Here is a 16,274-nt window from a genome sequence, read left to right on the forward strand (position 1 = left end):
CGGTTTCATTCCCTTCGGGAAGAGAGGAAACGATTCGCTCCTGACCCGTTGTCAGAGGCAGCCGCAACGATGACGCGCATGAGTCTCACTTCCTGCCTGAAGGACCCCGCATCCGCCATCTCACGCTTCCTGGCGGAACACCTCCCCTTTCCTGACGTCGTGCTGTGCGACTACCGCGATCGCCTGGCCCAGTACTCACCTCCGGTCAAGCCCGCACCTGAAGCGGGCACGCGCGCCGAGTACCGCATGCTGGGACACACCATCGACCACCGGCTCCGGATCAGCCTCGGCGTGCCCACCGGCCAGCCGATCCGGGAGGGTGTGGTGCGCGCCGCGCTCGACGACGACGGGTGGCCCAGCGTCGAAGTCATCGGCACCGTGCAGGCAGCGGGACAGGTGCTCCTGGAGGAACTGTCCCGGTACGAGAACACTGATGGTCGGCTGCTCACCCTCGACGACGCATCCGAGGACCGTCTCGTGCGTCTGTGCCACGTAGCCTCCAGTTTCGAAGCGATCTTCCGCTGTGTGGGGTGGGTACGCGGCAACAATCTCGGTTCAACCCGCCCCGGGGACACCCTCGACAACATCACCGCCGCGGTGCCCGATTACGTGGTGGCCGACATCCGCAGCCAGATGCGGCTGGCCGGCACGCCGGGCCCCTTCGACCGCTTCATCAAGCTGCCCGCCGCTGCACGGATCGGCGGCCCCGTGTTCGACGGCAGTCGCGATGTCGGCGGAGCGGACGCCGACTTCATCCTGGACGGGCAGCTGATCGACTGCAAAGCGACCATCCGGCCGGAGCGGATGAGCCGGGCCGAGATCTACCAGCTCGCCGGCTATCTCCTGCTCGACTACAGCGACGCCTTCACTGTCACGGAAGTAGGGCTGTACCTGTCCCGGCAAGGCGCGCTCGTCAACTGGAGCGTGCAGGACTTCCTGGATCTTCAGGGATGCCGGCTCACATTGCCTGAGCTACGGGCAGCATGCCAGCACGCATTGACCGAGGGCTCCGCCGGCTCGCCCGCGCCAGCGGAAGCGATGCGGCGTCCACTCCCCCGCCCCCGCAACGCGCCGGCCGTACAGGAGAGCCTCTTCGACTGAAGTTGCTGGCCGTGAGGCGGGGCTGGGTACTCAACCACAGCGCACGCCACGTCTGCGGCCAGACGTTGCCGCAGCCGTCGGCCCGCTGCGTCGCGCGGGCCTTCGGAACCCAACCTGCTGGACAGCTCAGGTCTGCCGGGCTGCACGGGGGCTCTCGTCGACGTAGCGCCCGACAGCCGCTTCGTGCCTACCGGGCAGGCAGCCTGCGAGAGTCAAAGACCGTGCCTGCGAGAGGATCAGTCGGCTCTTCGAGCCTGGTGACCTCACGAAGCATGTGGGTCCTGATCACCTCTCTGGGTTCGAAGTAGGCGTTTGCCCGGTCCCGCAGTTGGTCCAGTGGTGCGTGGGCGGGGTTCAGCGACGCGCTGCGCACTGCGGACTTCACGGAGCGCATGGCGTGGGCCAGTTCGCTGTCGAGCAGCTCATAGCCTGCGTGTACCGCTTGAGCGAGGGCGCTCTCGGCAGCAGACCTGAACGGCTCGCGCTTCTCGTCGAAGTCGTCGACAGGAAGCACTCTGCCTGCCTGGGCGTCCTCCAAGACGCGAACGAGGAAGGTAAGCCACGCACGGCAGCGCACGCCGGCGTCGTTGACCACGTCAATTCTCCGTGCGACAGCGTCCCCCAGCCTCTGCCTGCTGTCAGCGCGTTCCTTCCTGCGCTGAACAGTCAGAGGGCCGATCGTCGCAGCCAGCGCTGCGATCAGAGCAGCAGCGACTGCCCCCAGCAGACCGATCTTCGCAGCATCCACCAATCCACAGTAGCCAACGCTCTGCCCGCACCACGCTCTCGATGCAACCGCCAAGGGCTCACTCTGCGGGGGACGGGACGTGGGAGGGCCTCGCGTGCTGCCTCGGCGCAGGCCAGCAAGCTTCGGGCCAACGCCCCGTGCGGCAGGTAAACCACAGCCGCCTGCCGAGTCGCTGTTCTTCGCTGAGCGAGCCGATCCAGTTGGCGATCACGCCGCCCAGGGAAGGCAGGACGTTCAGGCCCTCCTCTTCACTGTCCAGGAAGAGCCACCCTCGCCCTGCCTGGTCGGGCCGGCGGGCAGCCGCGAGGGCTGCGCCAATCTGCGACTCGGTCTGATGTCGCCCCAGGTCTATCCGGTGCGGCCTGGCCTTCTTCTTCCCCACGGCCCGGCCCTCGCGCAGGATCGTCACCGACTTTCCGGCACCTCGTTCACCGAACAGCGCGAGCACCGGCACATCCTCCAGGTCTACCAGCGCTCGCCCGCGGTCCTCCTCGGAAGCAAAACTGCTCCGGCCCCGCCCGGGTGCCGCACTTCCCAGCGGCACCACCCGCAGAAGCCACCGATACACCGTTTCGGACATCACTCGTGTCTGCATAAATGACGCGCGTAGAAGGCAGCGCTGGCAGGCCTCTCCTGCCTCTGTATGGGGCGATGGCAATGCTTGGTCTGCTGCTCATTCTCAGGTCTGTGCGGACGTGGCGTTGCCGATGACGTCTTGCCCTCAACGGTGCCCCTGCGGATGCTCCGCAGCAATCCCGGCACGAGATCGGGCACGCCGAAGGCCGACACCAGAGGGTGTCGGCCGGGCGCTCGGCAGGCGCGGACCAACGCGCCTGCCGTTCCTGAGGTTCGGGCTTGCGACCAATCGCCTTCAGGTGACACCGGCAGCTGAAGCGGCGGGTGTCGTCGCTGCGAAGCGTCCACCAATCGGGCCTGGACCGCAAGCGAGCGGGAACGAATGCTGGGCCACGCGGCCATCTGCCGGCCGGGGTCGTCGATCAGGCAGCCTCGCTTGCTCGCATCTCGGGCGTGCGCATCGTGGAACGACGGGCCAGCGGCATGCCTCGGAGCGCTGCGGTGCCGGCGGGAACTGCGTAGCCGGCAGGGGAACATTGACTAGGCCGTGAACCGACAAAGAGGACATATAGGCCTTGGGTGGTAGGTGGGCGGCGGGGCAGGCGTGGAAGGCTGTACTCATCGTGCAACCCCGCTTAAGGCAGGGCCAACTGCCCAGGGCTGCACGTCGATTGCGACCACTCAACCTGGCCCCGGCCGCCGCGCCGGGCCCTTCGCCCGACAGGTCATCTCGTGAACCATCTGTCCTCTCCCCTTGCGCCTACTGCCCCGGCTTCGTCAGTGCGCTGGGACCCCACACATGCCCTGATCCTGCTGATCGCGTTTCTGGCGCTCGGCACTCTGCTGTTCCTCAAGGGAACGCCCACCGGCGCCATCCTCGCCCTGCTCGGCGGCTGCGGTGCAGTCGGCGCAGGCACCCTCGCGCTCGCCGGCGGCGGCCGCCACTGGCTGATCGCCGTCCTGGCCGAGGTCGCGATGCGCTCCGGCACCGGCAGGTAGACACCTGCCATGGCCCCTCCCACCAGCGACGCAGACGTGCCCTACGCCCGTCTCGCCGCGCACCTGTCCGCGCTGCGCAAGCAAGCACGGCTCAGCCAGCGCGCCCTCGCACTGACCGCAGCAGTCTCCCGCGGGACAATTCAGAACGCCGAGTCCGGCGCCTCCGCCCCCTCCCCCGCAGTCCTCGACGCGCTCCTCGACGCGTGCCAAGCTTCCCCCCACGCTCGCCACGACGCGCACCAACTACGAAACCAGGGCCGCACCACCGCCCGCGACCGCCACATCGGTGCGCCCTCCGCCCGATACATTTATGGCCGCGGTGCACTCGCCGCCGTGCTCGCCAACGCCTACGAGAAGGCCGGCGCCCCCTCCCCCAGCACTTTGACCCGCCCCGCGGCAGGGCTGACGCCCATCCCCCGCACCACCCTGTACAACATCATCAACCGGCGCAGACTGCCCGCAACCGAGGAACAACTGGCAACGTTCCTAGCCGTCTGCCGCGTCAAACCAAGCGACCGCGTCCACATCCACAGCGCATGGCGCAGCCTTCGCAACTTCCTCAGCCGAAACCGCCAACCCACCGATCAAGGCACACCAACGCCCACGAGAGAACGCCCGGCGAGGCGCGGTCCAGCACCTGACCCACGGTACCCAAGACCGGTCTCGTGACCGGGCCAATCAGTGCCGGTGGCTGGACGCAATGAGGTAGTGCTCGTGCTGGTCCGCAGTCAGGCACTGACCGGACCATCCGTGGCAGTAGGAGCAACTGGGCCCGTTCCACTCCCAGAAGTTTCCCGTCAGCAGCAGCGCCGCACGACTTCGGTGCAGTGGCCCGAGGACATCGACCGGCACCTGAACATCCTGGTCCGTGCCGCCACAGCGGCCGGCGAACGCACCTCGCGCGCCGAACTGCTCGCCGCCCTGGTGGCAGCCGCCGACCCGCAGCATGAGCAGCTGACTGTCCTGCTGCACCGCTACCGTCGCCTGCCCGAAACCGCTCTCGCCGACGACGAGAGCCGTGAGGACCTCCCCCACGTCCGCTCTCCCGGACCGCGCCGTGCGACGTCCGCTTAAACGACCGGTACCTGCGGGAGGTCACCGCGGCTGGTAGGCAACCGCAGCACCGGGCTCGCCACAAACGGAGGGGCGGCTGCGCCGGCATCGGGCACTCGTGCCGGGCTCGAGCTCTACACCACCTTCAAGAGTGTGCGCAATCCACTACCCGCCAGCAGTGGGCCGCTTGTTGCACAGCGGTGGCAGACTGCAGTCCATGGGTGAGGGCAAGAGTGAGGTGCGCACTACACGGACGTGGGCTGATGAGGTGGCGCAGGTCCTACGGAGCAGCAGATTACACTCCGCGGAGCGGGAGCTGACCTGGCCGGAGGCGCTGGAACAGCTGCGTGCGCGGGCTGGCGACGGTCCCTACACCGGGCAGCAGCGGCAGCCTTGGGAAGCGACCATTTCCGATCTCACGCATGCGGCTGTCCAGTTGGGTCCGGCGGTACGACACCAGTTGGAGCCTCGTCTCTCCGAGCTCCTTTCCGCTCTGTCGACGCCACCGAACGCCAGCGCCACAGAGCGCATCGCCAAGGCGGCGCGGCTGGCTGATGAGCTGCTCATGCAGGCTGATAGTGGGCAGTTGCTGCCCGCGGCGTGGCAGGACTTGGTGGGCTCGGCACGCGATGATGTCGGCTTCGACGCACTCAACGGGTGCCGAAAACTGCTGTACGTGTTGTTGCAGCGCTCACAGCATCGGGCCGAACAGGTGTGCAGCCAGTTGTCCGGGGTGATGCGCGATGACGCAGTGACCGTACAGGGGGCCCAGCTGCGGCTGGGTGATCTCGATGTCTCTGCACCGTGGAGAGACATCGCGGGTTGTGCGGCCAGGTGGAGCCCACAGGCACGCGCTGATCTGTGCGAGCGGCTGGTGGTGACTCAGCCCCTCACGGCCCATCACGTGGTATGGCACGCATTCAGACGGGCAGCGATCAGCAGGATGGTCGAGGAATACGGGCCCGTTACGTTGTACGACAGCGAGTGGTTGCGCGGGAACCTGCTCAAGGACGGGCCCTTCAGGGGCGATCTCCCTGCCGAGACAAGAGCCGACGACGGCTTCTTTCCCGCTGAGATGCTGCCCGAGGGGAAGGATGTGGTGATAGCCAGAGTCGATTTGGGTTCCGGAGCAAGGGCCGACGCTCCGGCCGACTCCCGAGTCTTGGTGCAGTCGTTGATTCTGGCAGCCACGTTCCCCGAAGACCAGCACGGCTGGGAGCTCTACGAGGGCTACATACATGTCGCCGATGGTGCCTGCGGCTGGAAGGTTTTCAGTCTGCTCGACGAGGACATCGACGCCCGGATGCCTTACGGGCCGATGGACATCACTGCGAAGCGCCTGTCCGAAATGGCACCGCGCGTAGCTCCGCACCTGGCTTCCGGGCTTGCGAACGTGTCCGGTGTAGTCGATGCCATCGGCTGGTGGAAGGCCTCGGGAGTGCAGCCTCCGCACGCGTCAGTACTGCTGGATGTGCGCATCCTGGAGACCGTGGCGACGGCGGTGTGCGAGCACGGCCAGACCTGGTACGGATATCTCGACGCCTTCCAGAAGAACTCATGGATCCGTCGCTCCATGACATCCGAGCTGTTCGATGTGGTGTGGCATGCGCGCGATGACCTCCACGGGTGGAGCCCGCAGGAACAGGAAGCGATCACCACGATCCATGACAAACTGCTGCGTCATCGAAACTGGGAATCTCGCGCTGACATGGCCCAGGTAGCTGTCGAACTTCCCTCCTTGGCAGCAGCTCTCCCAGAGCACACCCTGCAGCATCGCCGGACCGCTGCTGCAGCTCACCGGATATCAACCCCTGCTGGCGTACGCGTCTGGTACACGGACCTGGAGAACCGGTGGACGCGAACCCTGGGCCGCCTGCGGCTGGTCCGCAACGCCCTCGCCCACGGCGGCCCAGTCACCGCGGCCGCCGCAGCCAGCGTCGCCCCAGTCGTGCACCAACTAGCTGGAGGGGCACTGCTGTCCAGCCTTACCGCACTCGCAGAAGGAACGCCTGTAGCTGATCAGCACGAGGCGCATCGCGATCGATGCGATGCGTGGGCCCGGGACCGTCTGTCAGGCAGCACGGCCTACAAGCCCTAGCAGCTGACTGCCGCGATCTTCGTCACTGGCAAGCAGCCGGCCTGCGCCCGAGTCCGCGCCGGCGCTCCAACGGACGCTTACCGCAAGGCGAGCACACAACAGGAAGCCAGAACCTCAGCCAGCAGATCCTCCGCTAAGCTCTTTCCAGGGCCGGTCACTTCGGGTGTAGTGACTCGCAATCACTCCGGCCCACCTGGGAGAGACCAGGGTTCGAGTCCCTGTCCGCTGTGCGGGTCGTCCAATAGGCAAAGACACTCCCTTCCTTCCTTCCTCATCTGTCCGTCTTTCACGTCACAGTCGGTCGTGTCCGTTCGATGTGGGGCTGGTCAGGTGTGTGAACTGCAGGTCCACCACGGCAGCGTCTGCCTCGAGATGACGGATCACGTCCTGCTGCCGTTTTGCTAGTTCGGTGATCACTCGGTGCGCTGTCCAGGTGGCTTCCGGAAGTTGAGCCGAACTGGCCACCGCATACCAGTTGCCCAGCACTTCCAGTGTGAGATCGAGAGTTCCGCAGGCCCCATGAGCGTCATGGCTGTCCGCGACCGACGCGAAAACCCCTTGGTGCAGTGCTGTGTTGCGCAGCACGTACATCCAGCTGAGCTGAGCTCGGCAGCGTTCTTCGGCGTCCCTGAGCCATGCTGCGCACTGCTTCGGGCTGCTCATGCGGGCTCGCCAGACGTCGATGTCATAGGCGGGCAGGCCGTGCAGGACGGTCCTCAGGCGTGACAGGGCTGCTGAGCCGATCTTCACTTCCTGAGCGGCTCCGGGTGGCTCGGCCAGCAAGTCGGCCCACCGATTGAGGTCGCTCAGCAGGCCATGGCCGTTAACCGGGGCTGCTCGGTCGATTTCGTTCAGCGGCTGGAGATACAGGTTGTCGGCGTCTGCCGCCTCCAGTTCGGCAGTGGCCGCTCGGCCACGTGCCTCCCGCAGTTGCTGTTCCAGGGCCGACTGAGCGCCCTTCTTGGCGAGGTGCCGCTCCAAGCCCTCCACAGCACGACCGGTCCCCGCCGCACGCTCCGTCACCTCGCCATGAATCGCGCTGGCGACACGACGCACGCACTGATAGGAACTGAGCAGCTGCTGGCGCATTGCCTGAAGGCTGAGAGCGCGGGCGAGTTCCACATGAGCGGCACTGTCGTTGTAGCCGTGACGGATTCCGGCCGCTTCGATGGCGGCCCAGGACAGGGCTGCGCTGGTGAGTGGTGAGGAGGTGGAACGTGCGATGTGGGCCATACGGAGGCATTCGCGGATTTCCGCAGGCCAGTGCCTGGTCAGTGGCCACGCAGTGTCGACCGTGGGCCCTCGAGAGGTGTAACGACGCGAGCGGTCGTCTGACTCCTCGAAGACCAACGTCTCCGGCGCCAGGCGCAGTTCGGCAAGCCGGTGGCCCGCGACATAGGTGTCGAGCGCCTCTTCAATCCGTCGCCTGGCCAGGTGAACGGCGACGCCCCGGTCAGGTGCCATGACGGACAAGGTCAACAGGACGGCAGCAGCAGCCCGTTCCCCTTCCCGTGGGTCCACGCCAGCGTGACGGCCGTGTAGCGCTGCGAACTTCCTCAACTTCGCGGTCCCCTGGCCCCAGCCGTCCGGTGCCTTCTTGCCGATTGGAAACTGCCGGACATTGGTGTCGGCGTCGAACAGCTGGCCAAGCCCGGCCAAGGTGCGGGCACCCTCCACGACGGCAGCCACCCGGATCTGGCGATGCGCTGGCCGCAGCACCGAGAGTAGCCCCTGCCCGCAAGGCGCTTTCCGAAGGAAACGCTGCAGATCCGCAACCAGGCATTCATAGTCTCGTCCACGCCACACGGCGAGACTCGCGACCTCGGCGATGGCGCGCTCGGCCGCCGTCACAGGCATTGCTGTGTCCCAGGCCTGCTGAAAGAGATCCAGAACGATGCGCTCGATCTTGGGTACGAACGCTGCCAGCTGATGAGCCAGAACGCCGCAGCGGGACGGCTCTTTGAGATCGTTCCGGCCACGGAGCACCATGTCTGCCAGCAGATCGTGGATATCCGCGAGCGGCTGCTTGGCCGGGATTACAACAGCCTCCAGTGCTAGCACTGACTTCAGGGTTCGCTCAATGACCGTGTAGGCCAGCTTCTCGTTCGGCTGGGCGTCTTTGCTGTCGCTCGCGCCAGCTCGGGATCGGAGCACAGCTTCGGCGCGGCTGAGGGAGAGTACGGCTGCTCCCCCGGCCGCCGCGTGCTGCGTGGCATACGCACCGGGATGCATCGCTCTCAACGTCGCCTGTATTAGCAGACTTTGATGGCCAGCCAGGCCGGCCTTGCTCATGCCGGCGACAAGCTCCGGCTCAGATCCGGGATAGAACATCCCCGGACCTTACCCAGTGAGCCGAGCCAACAGCACGAGGGCCCGCGTCCCGCACCCCCTGGTCAGGTCAGCCAAAGATCTGCAGCATCTCTCGGCCTTGCGCTCAGCGCGATCCAGTCCGAAGTCTCCAAGTTCTCCACCTGCGCACCGTACCGAGACATGGTGCCCTTGCTGATTCCCTTGCCCCAGCGTGGCCTGTCGCGCCGCCACCCACAACAGCATCGGCCCGGCTACTGCTCCTTCAGATTCCGAAGGCGGGTGCAGCCGCCTGGTGAGCGTGTGCGGTGACATGCAGGGCAGCCAAGAGAACGAGTGCCACCGTCTGAGGGGCCGTCTCCGTGTCGGATAGATCGTGGAGTTCGCTGTTGCGGAGGTTGAGTCCTCCGTCGCTGTCGACGAGCAGGAGACGCAGGAAAGCCTGCCAGTCGGCGTGCATGCCGGCGTCGGTCGCGCGGTCGATGAGGGTGGCCAGGAGAGTCACTCGGCCGCGGCTGTCACCCTGTGGCGGCTGGACGATCGGAATGCGGTGATAGCGCAGGTTCTCCCGGAGGATCCCTTCGATCCGGGGCAGGGCGATCGCGAAGGCTGCGTCGTACTCCCCGCTCCAATAGTAGCGGAAGGCGCGCGCGAGCTTGGTGGCGCGGATCCCCGTGATGATGGGGTCGGCCGTGAACAGCTGGGCAAGCTGGGCGGTGGTCGGGTCGAAGCGGTCTCCCACCGTCTCCAGGAGGTGGTGCACGTAGACAGAGGTGATCATCATTGCGGTGACGTGCCACTCGCTCTCGTCGTCCGCTGCCGTGCGCACTCGGGCCTCCGCCACAGGAACGGGGCCAGCGGCATTGATCCGGATGCTGGGGATGAAGGAGGACAACAACCCCTCGGATGCCAGCCTCCTTGCATGTTCCTGGGCAGCCTGCCGCGTTCCGCAGGGGGCCGGCAGGCTGGCCAGTGCGCTGAAGGCCTGCCCGAGGGTCTGCGCCTGGCCAAGGACCCTCTGGGAGTAGTCCTCGATCTCGCCTCGCCGCAGAGGGAACTCGAAGTGGAAACTTTCCATGCCGAGTTGGTCCGGAGCGATCGCCTGCATCCGTACCCGAGCGTCATCGAACAGGTCCTCCAAACCGTAGTCACGTGCTGCGGTGGCTGCTGCGTTCAGCCGGTCCACGCGGACAAAGCCCGTGAACCGCTCTGCTTCGGTGAGCAGCGCTTCGACGATCTGTCGCTGCAGTGCCGTCCGTTCTTGCGGGTCTTGCGTCCCCGCGATACGCAGCTGCAGCAGTTCCACCACCACCGGAACGTCCCCTCCGTGGATGCCGGTGGCCCTGCTGAGGAGTGCTTGCACGGCAGCATCTGAGGCGTGGCGGCCCACCAGCTTCCTCAAGATCTCCAAGACCAGGCCCGGCGCCGCTTCCTGGGAGTCGTCGAGAAGCTCAGACACAAAGCTGATCATGGCCTGCTTGGTGGTGAGTTCCAGGTCGCGCACGCTCAGCCGTACCGCAAGGTCGTACGCGAAGCACAGGCAGTCACTGGCCCGGCAGCGCCCCGCGGAGCGGTCCGCCATACCCAGAAATCGGGGCACAGCCTCCGTGTAGTCTTCGATCGCCTTTCGGGCATGCGGGAAACTCTTGCGCGCCTCCCACACCAGGTGATGCAGGCGGGCACGCAGCATGGGGTGGCCCACAGCCTCCGCATAACCGGCCCAGGTCTCCATGGCACTGTCCGAGACGGCCTGAGGGTTCGCAGGCCACCGATCGGCGCCCCGGCCGATGAAGTCCCCCGCCAGCCCTCCCCGTTCCGTGACGTGGAAACACAGGGCAGCCCATATCGCGTCAGCTTCGGCTGCGGCCTGACCTTGCCATGCCTCTGCGTTGGCACGCTCGATCCAGCGCTGCAACAGCTCCTGGAGAGAAGCGAACTCAGCAGCTGTCTCGTCGATGCAGGCAAGCACGGCCGGGTCGATTCCCATCTGAACCTCCTGGAAGACCAGTATCGGCCGCGTCGCATCTGCCACCTACCGGTTTTCATCTGCGGCCACACCACATAGGACTACGCCCGCGGCCCTTCCCCCGGCCCCGCACCAGAGGGTGCACGCCTGCACAAACGCGCGCTGCCGAAGATGGCACCAACCACCGGGCCCGTAGGACCACATGGGAAGTGTCACCACGCTGCCCAGCAGAGATGTCACGTCCTGCCACTGGTGACCTCACAGCCGTGCCATCGAGCGCAACTACAGAGGCACAGCTCACAGGGTCGAAGCCATCAACCTGACGCTGGCTCAGTAATGACACCACTGCGCTGGCATCGCAACGACACTTCACACGGTCGCTTCAAGCGCATCATCAAGCGCCGAGAGTGCGGACTGGTCGGGGGAAAGGCCTCGGTGGCCTACACCGTTCCCACTGGTGCCAAGAGCGATGTCTACTTCGGGTCCCCTTCGCATACTGGCGCGAGGACTGGCACCGGAAGCTGGACATGCCCGGCAAGGCTGTTCTGCTGGCCGCGATGAGCAGGCGGAAAGAGACCTTCACCCTCCCGCAGGACACCCGCGGTGCACGTGCCCTGGGACTGGGCCGCCACACGGTGACGCGGGGCATCGAGGAGCTGCTGCACCACGAGCTGCTCGTGAAGACCGGGACCGACGAGGTGGTGAACGCGCGCACCAAGGGCGGCTACGAGTCGGTACACACCTACCAGCTGGCCAAGCCGTTCAACATCAACCTGAGCAACTCGGAGATCGAGCGCTTGAAGGCCGAGCGCACGGAGATCGAGCGCACGGAGGCCGAGCGCCTGGAGGCGAAGTACCAGACGCTGGAGGAGGTCGAACTGGCAGTCGAGGAGGTCGCACTGCTGGCTCGGGGGAGCAATGCCGGCAGGAAGGCAGGGCAGCCGGGATGAGTGCCGCCGACCACCTGCGGGCGCGGGGACCGCCGGGCCCGTCCACCGCCTCGAACACGGCGATGCGCACATACGACAAAGGGAAGTTGCAGGTCAATGCTTGCAGGCTGACCTGAGACTTCCCTGTCGTGATCACAGAAATTCGCCGCTTGTCCTCCGGTCCGTCTCGCAACAGCCGAAAGGGGCGAACTTCTTTGACCTCCATCGAACGTACCTCAGACCACCGCGCGAGCATCAGCCCCGCCCTGGCCTGGGCACAGCTCTGCACCGCCGTGGCCTGCGTCTCCATCGCCCTGATCCTGCAGCTCACGGGGGCGGCCGCGCTGGCCTTGCCCATCGCGGGCATCGGTGCCGCCGTGTTCGGTATCCAGATCACGGTCCACATCACCCCCACTGCCCGCTCGGCAGCCGAGGCCCGTCCGGCGGACGCCGGGCGGCGGCCGCGGTGGTGGCGGCGCACCTGATGCAGAAGCCCGGAGGGCGGCACCCCACCACGGGGTGCCGCCCGCCGGCATGCGTGCGGTGTGGTCACGGCGTCGGCTGGTGGCCGTTCTCGTTCAGGGGTGTTGCCGCCGGAACCGCGCTCGCCGTGCGAGGCTGCACCCCGGGGCCGGTGATCGTCTGTGCGGGCCGCTGAGAGCTGATCTCCCGCCCCGCCAGCGGAGGGGCGCGGGGTGGGAGATCAGGGCTCAGAACGGCGCTGGGGCTGCTTCCTGGGCTTCGTGAGGCTGGTGGGTCTCTTGTGCGGTGGCGGCTGCGACGGCTGCGTCGCGGACGGCTTCCCACTCGCATACGACACGGTCGCGGTCGCGCTGGGCGGCGATCCGGCCGCGGGCGCAGAGCGGGTCTCCGGGGCGGGCGGCGCGGCCGCAGGTGTCGGCGTGGCCGGGGCAGGTGCCGTCGTCGGTCTCGGTCACGGGGAGGGTGGCGTCGATCCGGACGAAGCGCGCTTCGTCCTGGCAGGTGGCGCACTGGGTGCGGGTGCGGACGGTGCAGGTGTAGTCGTCGAGGCCGGAGCGGAGCGGCCACCCGAGGTGCAGGGCGCACCGGGTCTCGCCGACCACGGCCAGGGTCGGGCAGAGACCGTCGTCGGCCTCGCAGCCTGGGTTCAGGTCGATCCCGCGCCGGACCTGGTCCTGCTGGCGCTCCAACTCGGCATACGGCATCGCGGTGGGCTTGGGGGCGTCGTCCCAGCGGCGCCCCTCCCCCGGTGCCGCACAGTCCGGGCCCGGAGTGGGAGCTCTCTATCCGCCTTCCTTCGGGTTGTAGTTGGCCTGTGCGTATTTGATTAGTGCGACACGGTCCGCATGCGCTTCCTCGCTCGTGTCAAATGTTCTCGGCCGAGCATTCTTTCCGAAGGGACGTCGCTCGTCCCACCGTCCCGCCATACCGCCGAAGCGGACGGTGTCCCCGCAGGTCAGCGGCTGAGACGTCCCACGAGGTCATTTCCGCAGCAGCCGTGGCCCCTCGCTGCCCGCCCCGCATTCTGATGTCGCAAGCCGGTGGCACGGCAGGTGCCGCCCCACGACCCAAGGGAAAGTATGCGACCGAACGCATTGACGAGGACCGTCATCAGCCTCACCGCCGCCGTCGGCCTCACCGCCGCAACGGTGGCGGGCGCGGGTACCAGCTTCGCGGCGTCCCCGCAGGCCGCCGAAACCGCGGCGAGCACCCAGGACGTCTCCGTCGCCGCGGTGAACAACCTCGGCCTGAGCAGCGCGCAGGCCAAGAACGTGCAGCGTGCGCTGAAGGCCCGCTGGGGCTACAACGACGCGATCGACGGGCATCTCGGCACCAACAGCTGGAAGGCGATGCAGCGCTTCCTCAAGAAGAAGTACGGCTACAAGGACAGCATCGACGGAATCGTCGGGCCCAACACGGTGACGGCGTTGCAGAGTTACCTCTACTACTTCGGATACAACGGACATCTCAACGGAATCGCCGGATCAGAGACCAGGGCAGCGTTCAAGAATATGTCCGGTTCCTGCCCCGACCACTGCCTGCCGTCTCCCTGAGCGAGAGCACGAACACGCCGCTGCCCGTCCCTCTCTCCCTCGCGGAGGAAGGGACGGGCAGCGTCCAGATGACGGCCAGGCGGCTGTCGATCGCCCGAGACCGGCGGACCGAAGCAACCGACCTCGTCGCCCGTCTCAGCGGATCCGTACGGCAGTCAGCGTGCCGTGACGGCCCGATCCGGCGAGCACTTCGACCACCAGCTCGGCATCGAACGCCGTGTACGTCTCGTCGCCCGCGCGCCCCTCCCCGTGGCCGGAGCGTCGGCGAGGACCGTGCCGACGCGGGCGGCCAGCGCGGCGTCCAGACCGGCCGACAGCTGCGGCTGGCTCTCCCCGGGCCGTGTCTGCTTCCGATCCCCGGGGCGGTCTGCCGGCGGTTTCCTCAGTCGAGGTCGGCGGGTCTACCGTCCGCGTCCCTGCCGGGGTGCGGGGGTGTTGTGCTGGCGGTGTGCGGCGGGGGCGGGCTGCTTCGGCGGTGCCGTGTCCGGGACCTCGGTGATGGAGCGTGAGCGGGTGGCTGTGGTGGAAACGCGGGGGCCGGTGGGCAGGGCCTGGTCGAGTGGTGTGGTGAGGGCGTGGTGGGCGGCCAGGAGCAGGCGGGCGGTGATGCCGGAGGGCGGGCCGGTACGCCAGGTGGCGGTGTCGGGTGCGATCCGGGCGAGGTGCGCGGCGAAGGGCATGTTCTGCTGGGCCATGCGGTGCATGCGGTGGGCGAGGACGGGCCACTGACGGGAGCTCACCAGGGCGCGGCATCCCGCTGGCAGCAGGGTCTCGTTGACCCTGCTGACCAGGGTGCGGTGAGCGTCGAGGGTGACGCCGAGCTGGTGAAGGGCGCGGGTCCGGTCGCCGAGGTCGAGGTCATGCAGGATGTTCAGGCCTTCGGTCAGCGGGCCCCAGACGTTCTTCGCGTCGGTGCTCACCGCCGGGGCGGCCCAGGGGTCGGGCTTCTGCGCCGTGCCGGGAGCGGCCGGCGCGGGCGCGGCGGGAACGGGAGCAGCGGCGGCGGGGCGATGGCCTGGTCGATGCCGAGGCCGGCTGCGTGGGCGTCGGTGAGGATGCGTGCAACGTCGACGCCCTGGTCGTGGAGGCGGCCCATGTGGGCGGCGGTATCGGGCCAGGCCGGGGAGGCGAGGATCGCGTCGCGGATGAGGCCTTCGGGGAGGGTCGTGCGCAGGAGGTCGGCCCAGCGGTCGGTGCCCTCGGCCTGGATGCGGGCGATGTTCTTGGCGACCGCGTGCTCGACCCCGGCGGCCATGCGGCCCAGGTTCGGGAGGAAGGCGGTCAGGTCGACGCCGCGCGCTGGAGCCCGGCGAGCTGACGGGCCATGACGGGCCAGTTCGCATCAGCCATCAGGTCGTGCAGGGCGCCCTCCGGCATCACCGCCCGCCTGCTCCTGGCCGTGGTGGTGCTCCTGGGAAGCGCGGCGGACCGCGTCGGCGATCGTGAGGAACAGCCGGACCGACATCGCCGCGGCCTGCGCCGCCTCGGACAACGCTTCGGAGAACGGCTCACCCGGCAGCTGGGCAGGTGCGGGGGTGGTCATGGTGGCGGGTCTCCTTCGTACGGTCAGCGCAAGCGCCCCGGGCCCGGGCCCGGGGGTGGTCCGGTGGGGGGTTGGGGCGGTACACCGGTAACGGGCGGGGGCGGAGCCGGGCCACGCTCGGCAGCAGGTGTCACCCGTACGGTGCGCGGAGAGGCCTGGGGCGCCGGGCGGGGTGTCGTCGTTCGCGGCGCCGTCGTGTGGCCGGTGGTGGTGATGGTGGTGGCTTCGCGGAGGAGGACTGCGGCCCGGGCGGCGGCTGTTGTCTGGGCGCGGTGGTGTTGTGCGCGGTGCCAGGCGGTCGCCGCCTCGATGGCTTCGGCGAGGACGAGCAGGAGGTTCAGGGCGGCGGGTGCGCCGCCGCGTGCCGTTCTGGGTGCGTGTTCCAGGGCGCGGGCGGCGGCCTTGAACCGGGTGCGGGCGGTGCCGTCGCGGGTGCGTGCGCCGGGGGCCAGGGAGGCATGCTCGTAGACGGCGGCCGCTGCGCGGACCTTGTTGCGTACGGCGGCGGGGGACGTCGCGGCGGCGATGGTGAGGAGGTCGCCCAGGGCGGTGGCGTCGCCCGCACCCTGCGTGCGTCCGGCGCGGGCCAGGAGGGCGGCTGCTTCGCGGATGCGGTGGTGTGCGCGGGTGATGTCCGGGGGGGGTGACGGCGGGTTCGTAGCGTTCGCGGATGCGGGGCAGGGAGAGGTCGTAGGCGAGGGTCCGGCCCGAGAACCAGACCGGCCGCGGGCCATGGTCGGCGCGACCGCGTACCCGTCGATGGTCCCGTTCTCGTCGTGGTGTTCGCGGACGCGGAGGCTGGCGTCGCGGAGCCGGTTCAGGAGATCGGTGGTGTCGGTGGGGGCGTTCCGGACCGAGACGTGCCACATGTGCTCGGCCGGGCGCGGTCCGCGCAGGGCGTCAACCGGGGCGTCCAGG

At 67.9% G+C, this 16,274-nt stretch carries 16 protein-coding genes; 8 read left to right on the top strand and 8 right to left on the bottom strand.

Going from position 1 to position 16,274, the window contains the following annotated elements; genetic code table 11:
- Positions 1–78: 78 nt before the first annotated feature.
- Positions 79–1,101: a hypothetical protein gene (locus KV381_RS00245; RefSeq protein ID WP_218784196.1), complete on the top strand. Its 1,023-nt coding sequence runs from the start codon at positions 79–81 to the stop codon at positions 1,099–1,101.
- A 187-nt stretch (positions 1,102–1,288) separates the two neighbouring features.
- Here the strand turns inward: KV381_RS00245 and KV381_RS00250 are convergent, their stop codons facing one another.
- Both KV381_RS00250 and KV381_RS00255 read right to left on the bottom strand, forming a co-directional pair.
- Complete coding sequence (locus KV381_RS00250; RefSeq protein WP_218784197.1) at positions 1,289–1,849, bottom strand: hypothetical protein; 561 nt, start codon at positions 1,847–1,849, stop codon at positions 1,289–1,291.
- A 58-nt stretch (positions 1,850–1,907) separates the two neighbouring features.
- Entirely contained in the window at positions 1,908–2,429 is a 522-nt protein-coding gene (locus tag KV381_RS00255) for a hypothetical protein (RefSeq protein WP_218784198.1), read from the bottom strand.
- A 776-nt stretch (positions 2,430–3,205) separates the two neighbouring features.
- Between KV381_RS00255 and KV381_RS00260 the strand changes: the two genes are divergently transcribed.
- The 4 genes from KV381_RS00260 to KV381_RS00275 all read left to right on the top strand — a co-directional run bounded on the left by KV381_RS00260 (position 3,206) and on the right by KV381_RS00275 (position 6,575).
- Positions 3,206–3,424, top strand: coding sequence for a hypothetical protein (locus KV381_RS00260; RefSeq protein WP_256994996.1), 219 nt, complete (start codon positions 3,206–3,208; stop codon positions 3,422–3,424).
- Positions 3,425–3,433: 9 nt separating this feature from the next.
- Positions 3,434–4,093, top strand: a complete 660-nt coding sequence (locus tag KV381_RS36990) for a helix-turn-helix domain-containing protein (protein ID WP_218784200.1) — start codon at positions 3,434–3,436, stop codon at positions 4,091–4,093.
- A gap of 153 nt (positions 4,094–4,246) precedes the next feature.
- The gene (locus KV381_RS00270) at positions 4,247–4,498 is read left to right on the top strand and encodes a hypothetical protein (protein ID WP_256994997.1); all 252 of its coding nucleotides are present in this window, start codon (positions 4,247–4,249) and stop codon (positions 4,496–4,498) included.
- Between the two features lie 196 nt (positions 4,499–4,694).
- Positions 4,695–6,575: a hypothetical protein gene (locus tag KV381_RS00275; RefSeq protein WP_218784202.1), complete on the top strand. Its 1,881-nt coding sequence runs from the start codon at positions 4,695–4,697 to the stop codon at positions 6,573–6,575.
- A gap of 291 nt (positions 6,576–6,866) precedes the next feature.
- On the opposite strand, the gene KV381_RS00280 is transcribed toward KV381_RS00275, so the two are convergent.
- Both KV381_RS00280 and KV381_RS00285 read right to left on the bottom strand, forming a co-directional pair.
- Positions 6,867–8,906, bottom strand: a complete 2,040-nt coding sequence (locus KV381_RS00280) for a hypothetical protein (protein ID WP_218784203.1) — start codon at positions 8,904–8,906, stop codon at positions 6,867–6,869.
- 241 nt (positions 8,907–9,147) lie between these two features.
- Positions 9,148–10,869, bottom strand: a complete 1,722-nt coding sequence (locus KV381_RS00285; protein ID WP_218784204.1) for a hypothetical protein — start codon at positions 10,867–10,869, stop codon at positions 9,148–9,150.
- Between the two features lie 506 nt (positions 10,870–11,375).
- Here KV381_RS00285 and KV381_RS00290 point away from each other — a divergent pair.
- Positions 11,376–11,798 carry a hypothetical protein gene (locus KV381_RS00290; protein WP_218784205.1) on the top strand — a complete coding sequence of 141 codons (423 nt, stop codon included), beginning with the start codon at positions 11,376–11,378 and terminating at the stop codon, positions 11,796–11,798.
- Between the two features lie 194 nt (positions 11,799–11,992).
- A complete protein-coding gene (locus tag KV381_RS00295) occupies positions 11,993–12,262 on the top strand; it encodes a hypothetical protein (protein WP_218784206.1) in 270 nt (89 codons plus the stop codon).
- 225 nt (positions 12,263–12,487) lie between these two features.
- On the opposite strand, the gene KV381_RS36890 is transcribed toward KV381_RS00295, so the two are convergent.
- Positions 12,488–12,964: a hypothetical protein gene (locus KV381_RS36890; protein WP_218784207.1), complete on the bottom strand. Its 477-nt coding sequence runs from the start codon at positions 12,962–12,964 to the stop codon at positions 12,488–12,490.
- 375 nt (positions 12,965–13,339) lie between these two features.
- Here KV381_RS36890 and KV381_RS00305 point away from each other — a divergent pair, with 375 nt between their 5' ends.
- Positions 13,340–13,813: a peptidoglycan-binding protein gene (locus KV381_RS00305; RefSeq protein WP_218784208.1), complete on the top strand. Its 474-nt coding sequence runs from the start codon at positions 13,340–13,342 to the stop codon at positions 13,811–13,813.
- A 401-nt stretch (positions 13,814–14,214) separates the two neighbouring features.
- Here the strand turns inward: KV381_RS00305 and KV381_RS00310 are convergent, their stop codons facing one another.
- From KV381_RS00310 to KV381_RS00320, 3 genes are all read right to left on the bottom strand, one after another.
- Positions 14,215–14,733, bottom strand: coding sequence for a hypothetical protein (locus tag KV381_RS00310; protein WP_218784209.1), 519 nt, complete (start codon positions 14,731–14,733; stop codon positions 14,215–14,217).
- On the bottom strand, positions 14,730–15,068 hold the full coding sequence (locus tag KV381_RS00315) for a hypothetical protein (protein ID WP_218784210.1): 339 nt from the start codon (positions 15,066–15,068) through the stop codon (positions 14,730–14,732). Before KV381_RS00315 ends, KV381_RS00310 begins: the two co-directional genes overlap by 4 nt.
- An 87-nt stretch (positions 15,069–15,155) precedes the next feature.
- Complete coding sequence (locus tag KV381_RS00320) at positions 15,156–15,356, bottom strand: hypothetical protein (RefSeq protein WP_218784211.1); 201 nt, start codon at positions 15,354–15,356, stop codon at positions 15,156–15,158.
- Positions 15,357–16,274: the final 918 nt, after the last annotated feature.

It is taken from the genome of Streptomyces sp. WY228, assembly GCF_019287315.1.
GTDB classification, from domain to species: Bacteria; Actinomycetota; Actinomycetes; order Streptomycetales; family Streptomycetaceae; genus Streptomyces; species Streptomyces caviscabies.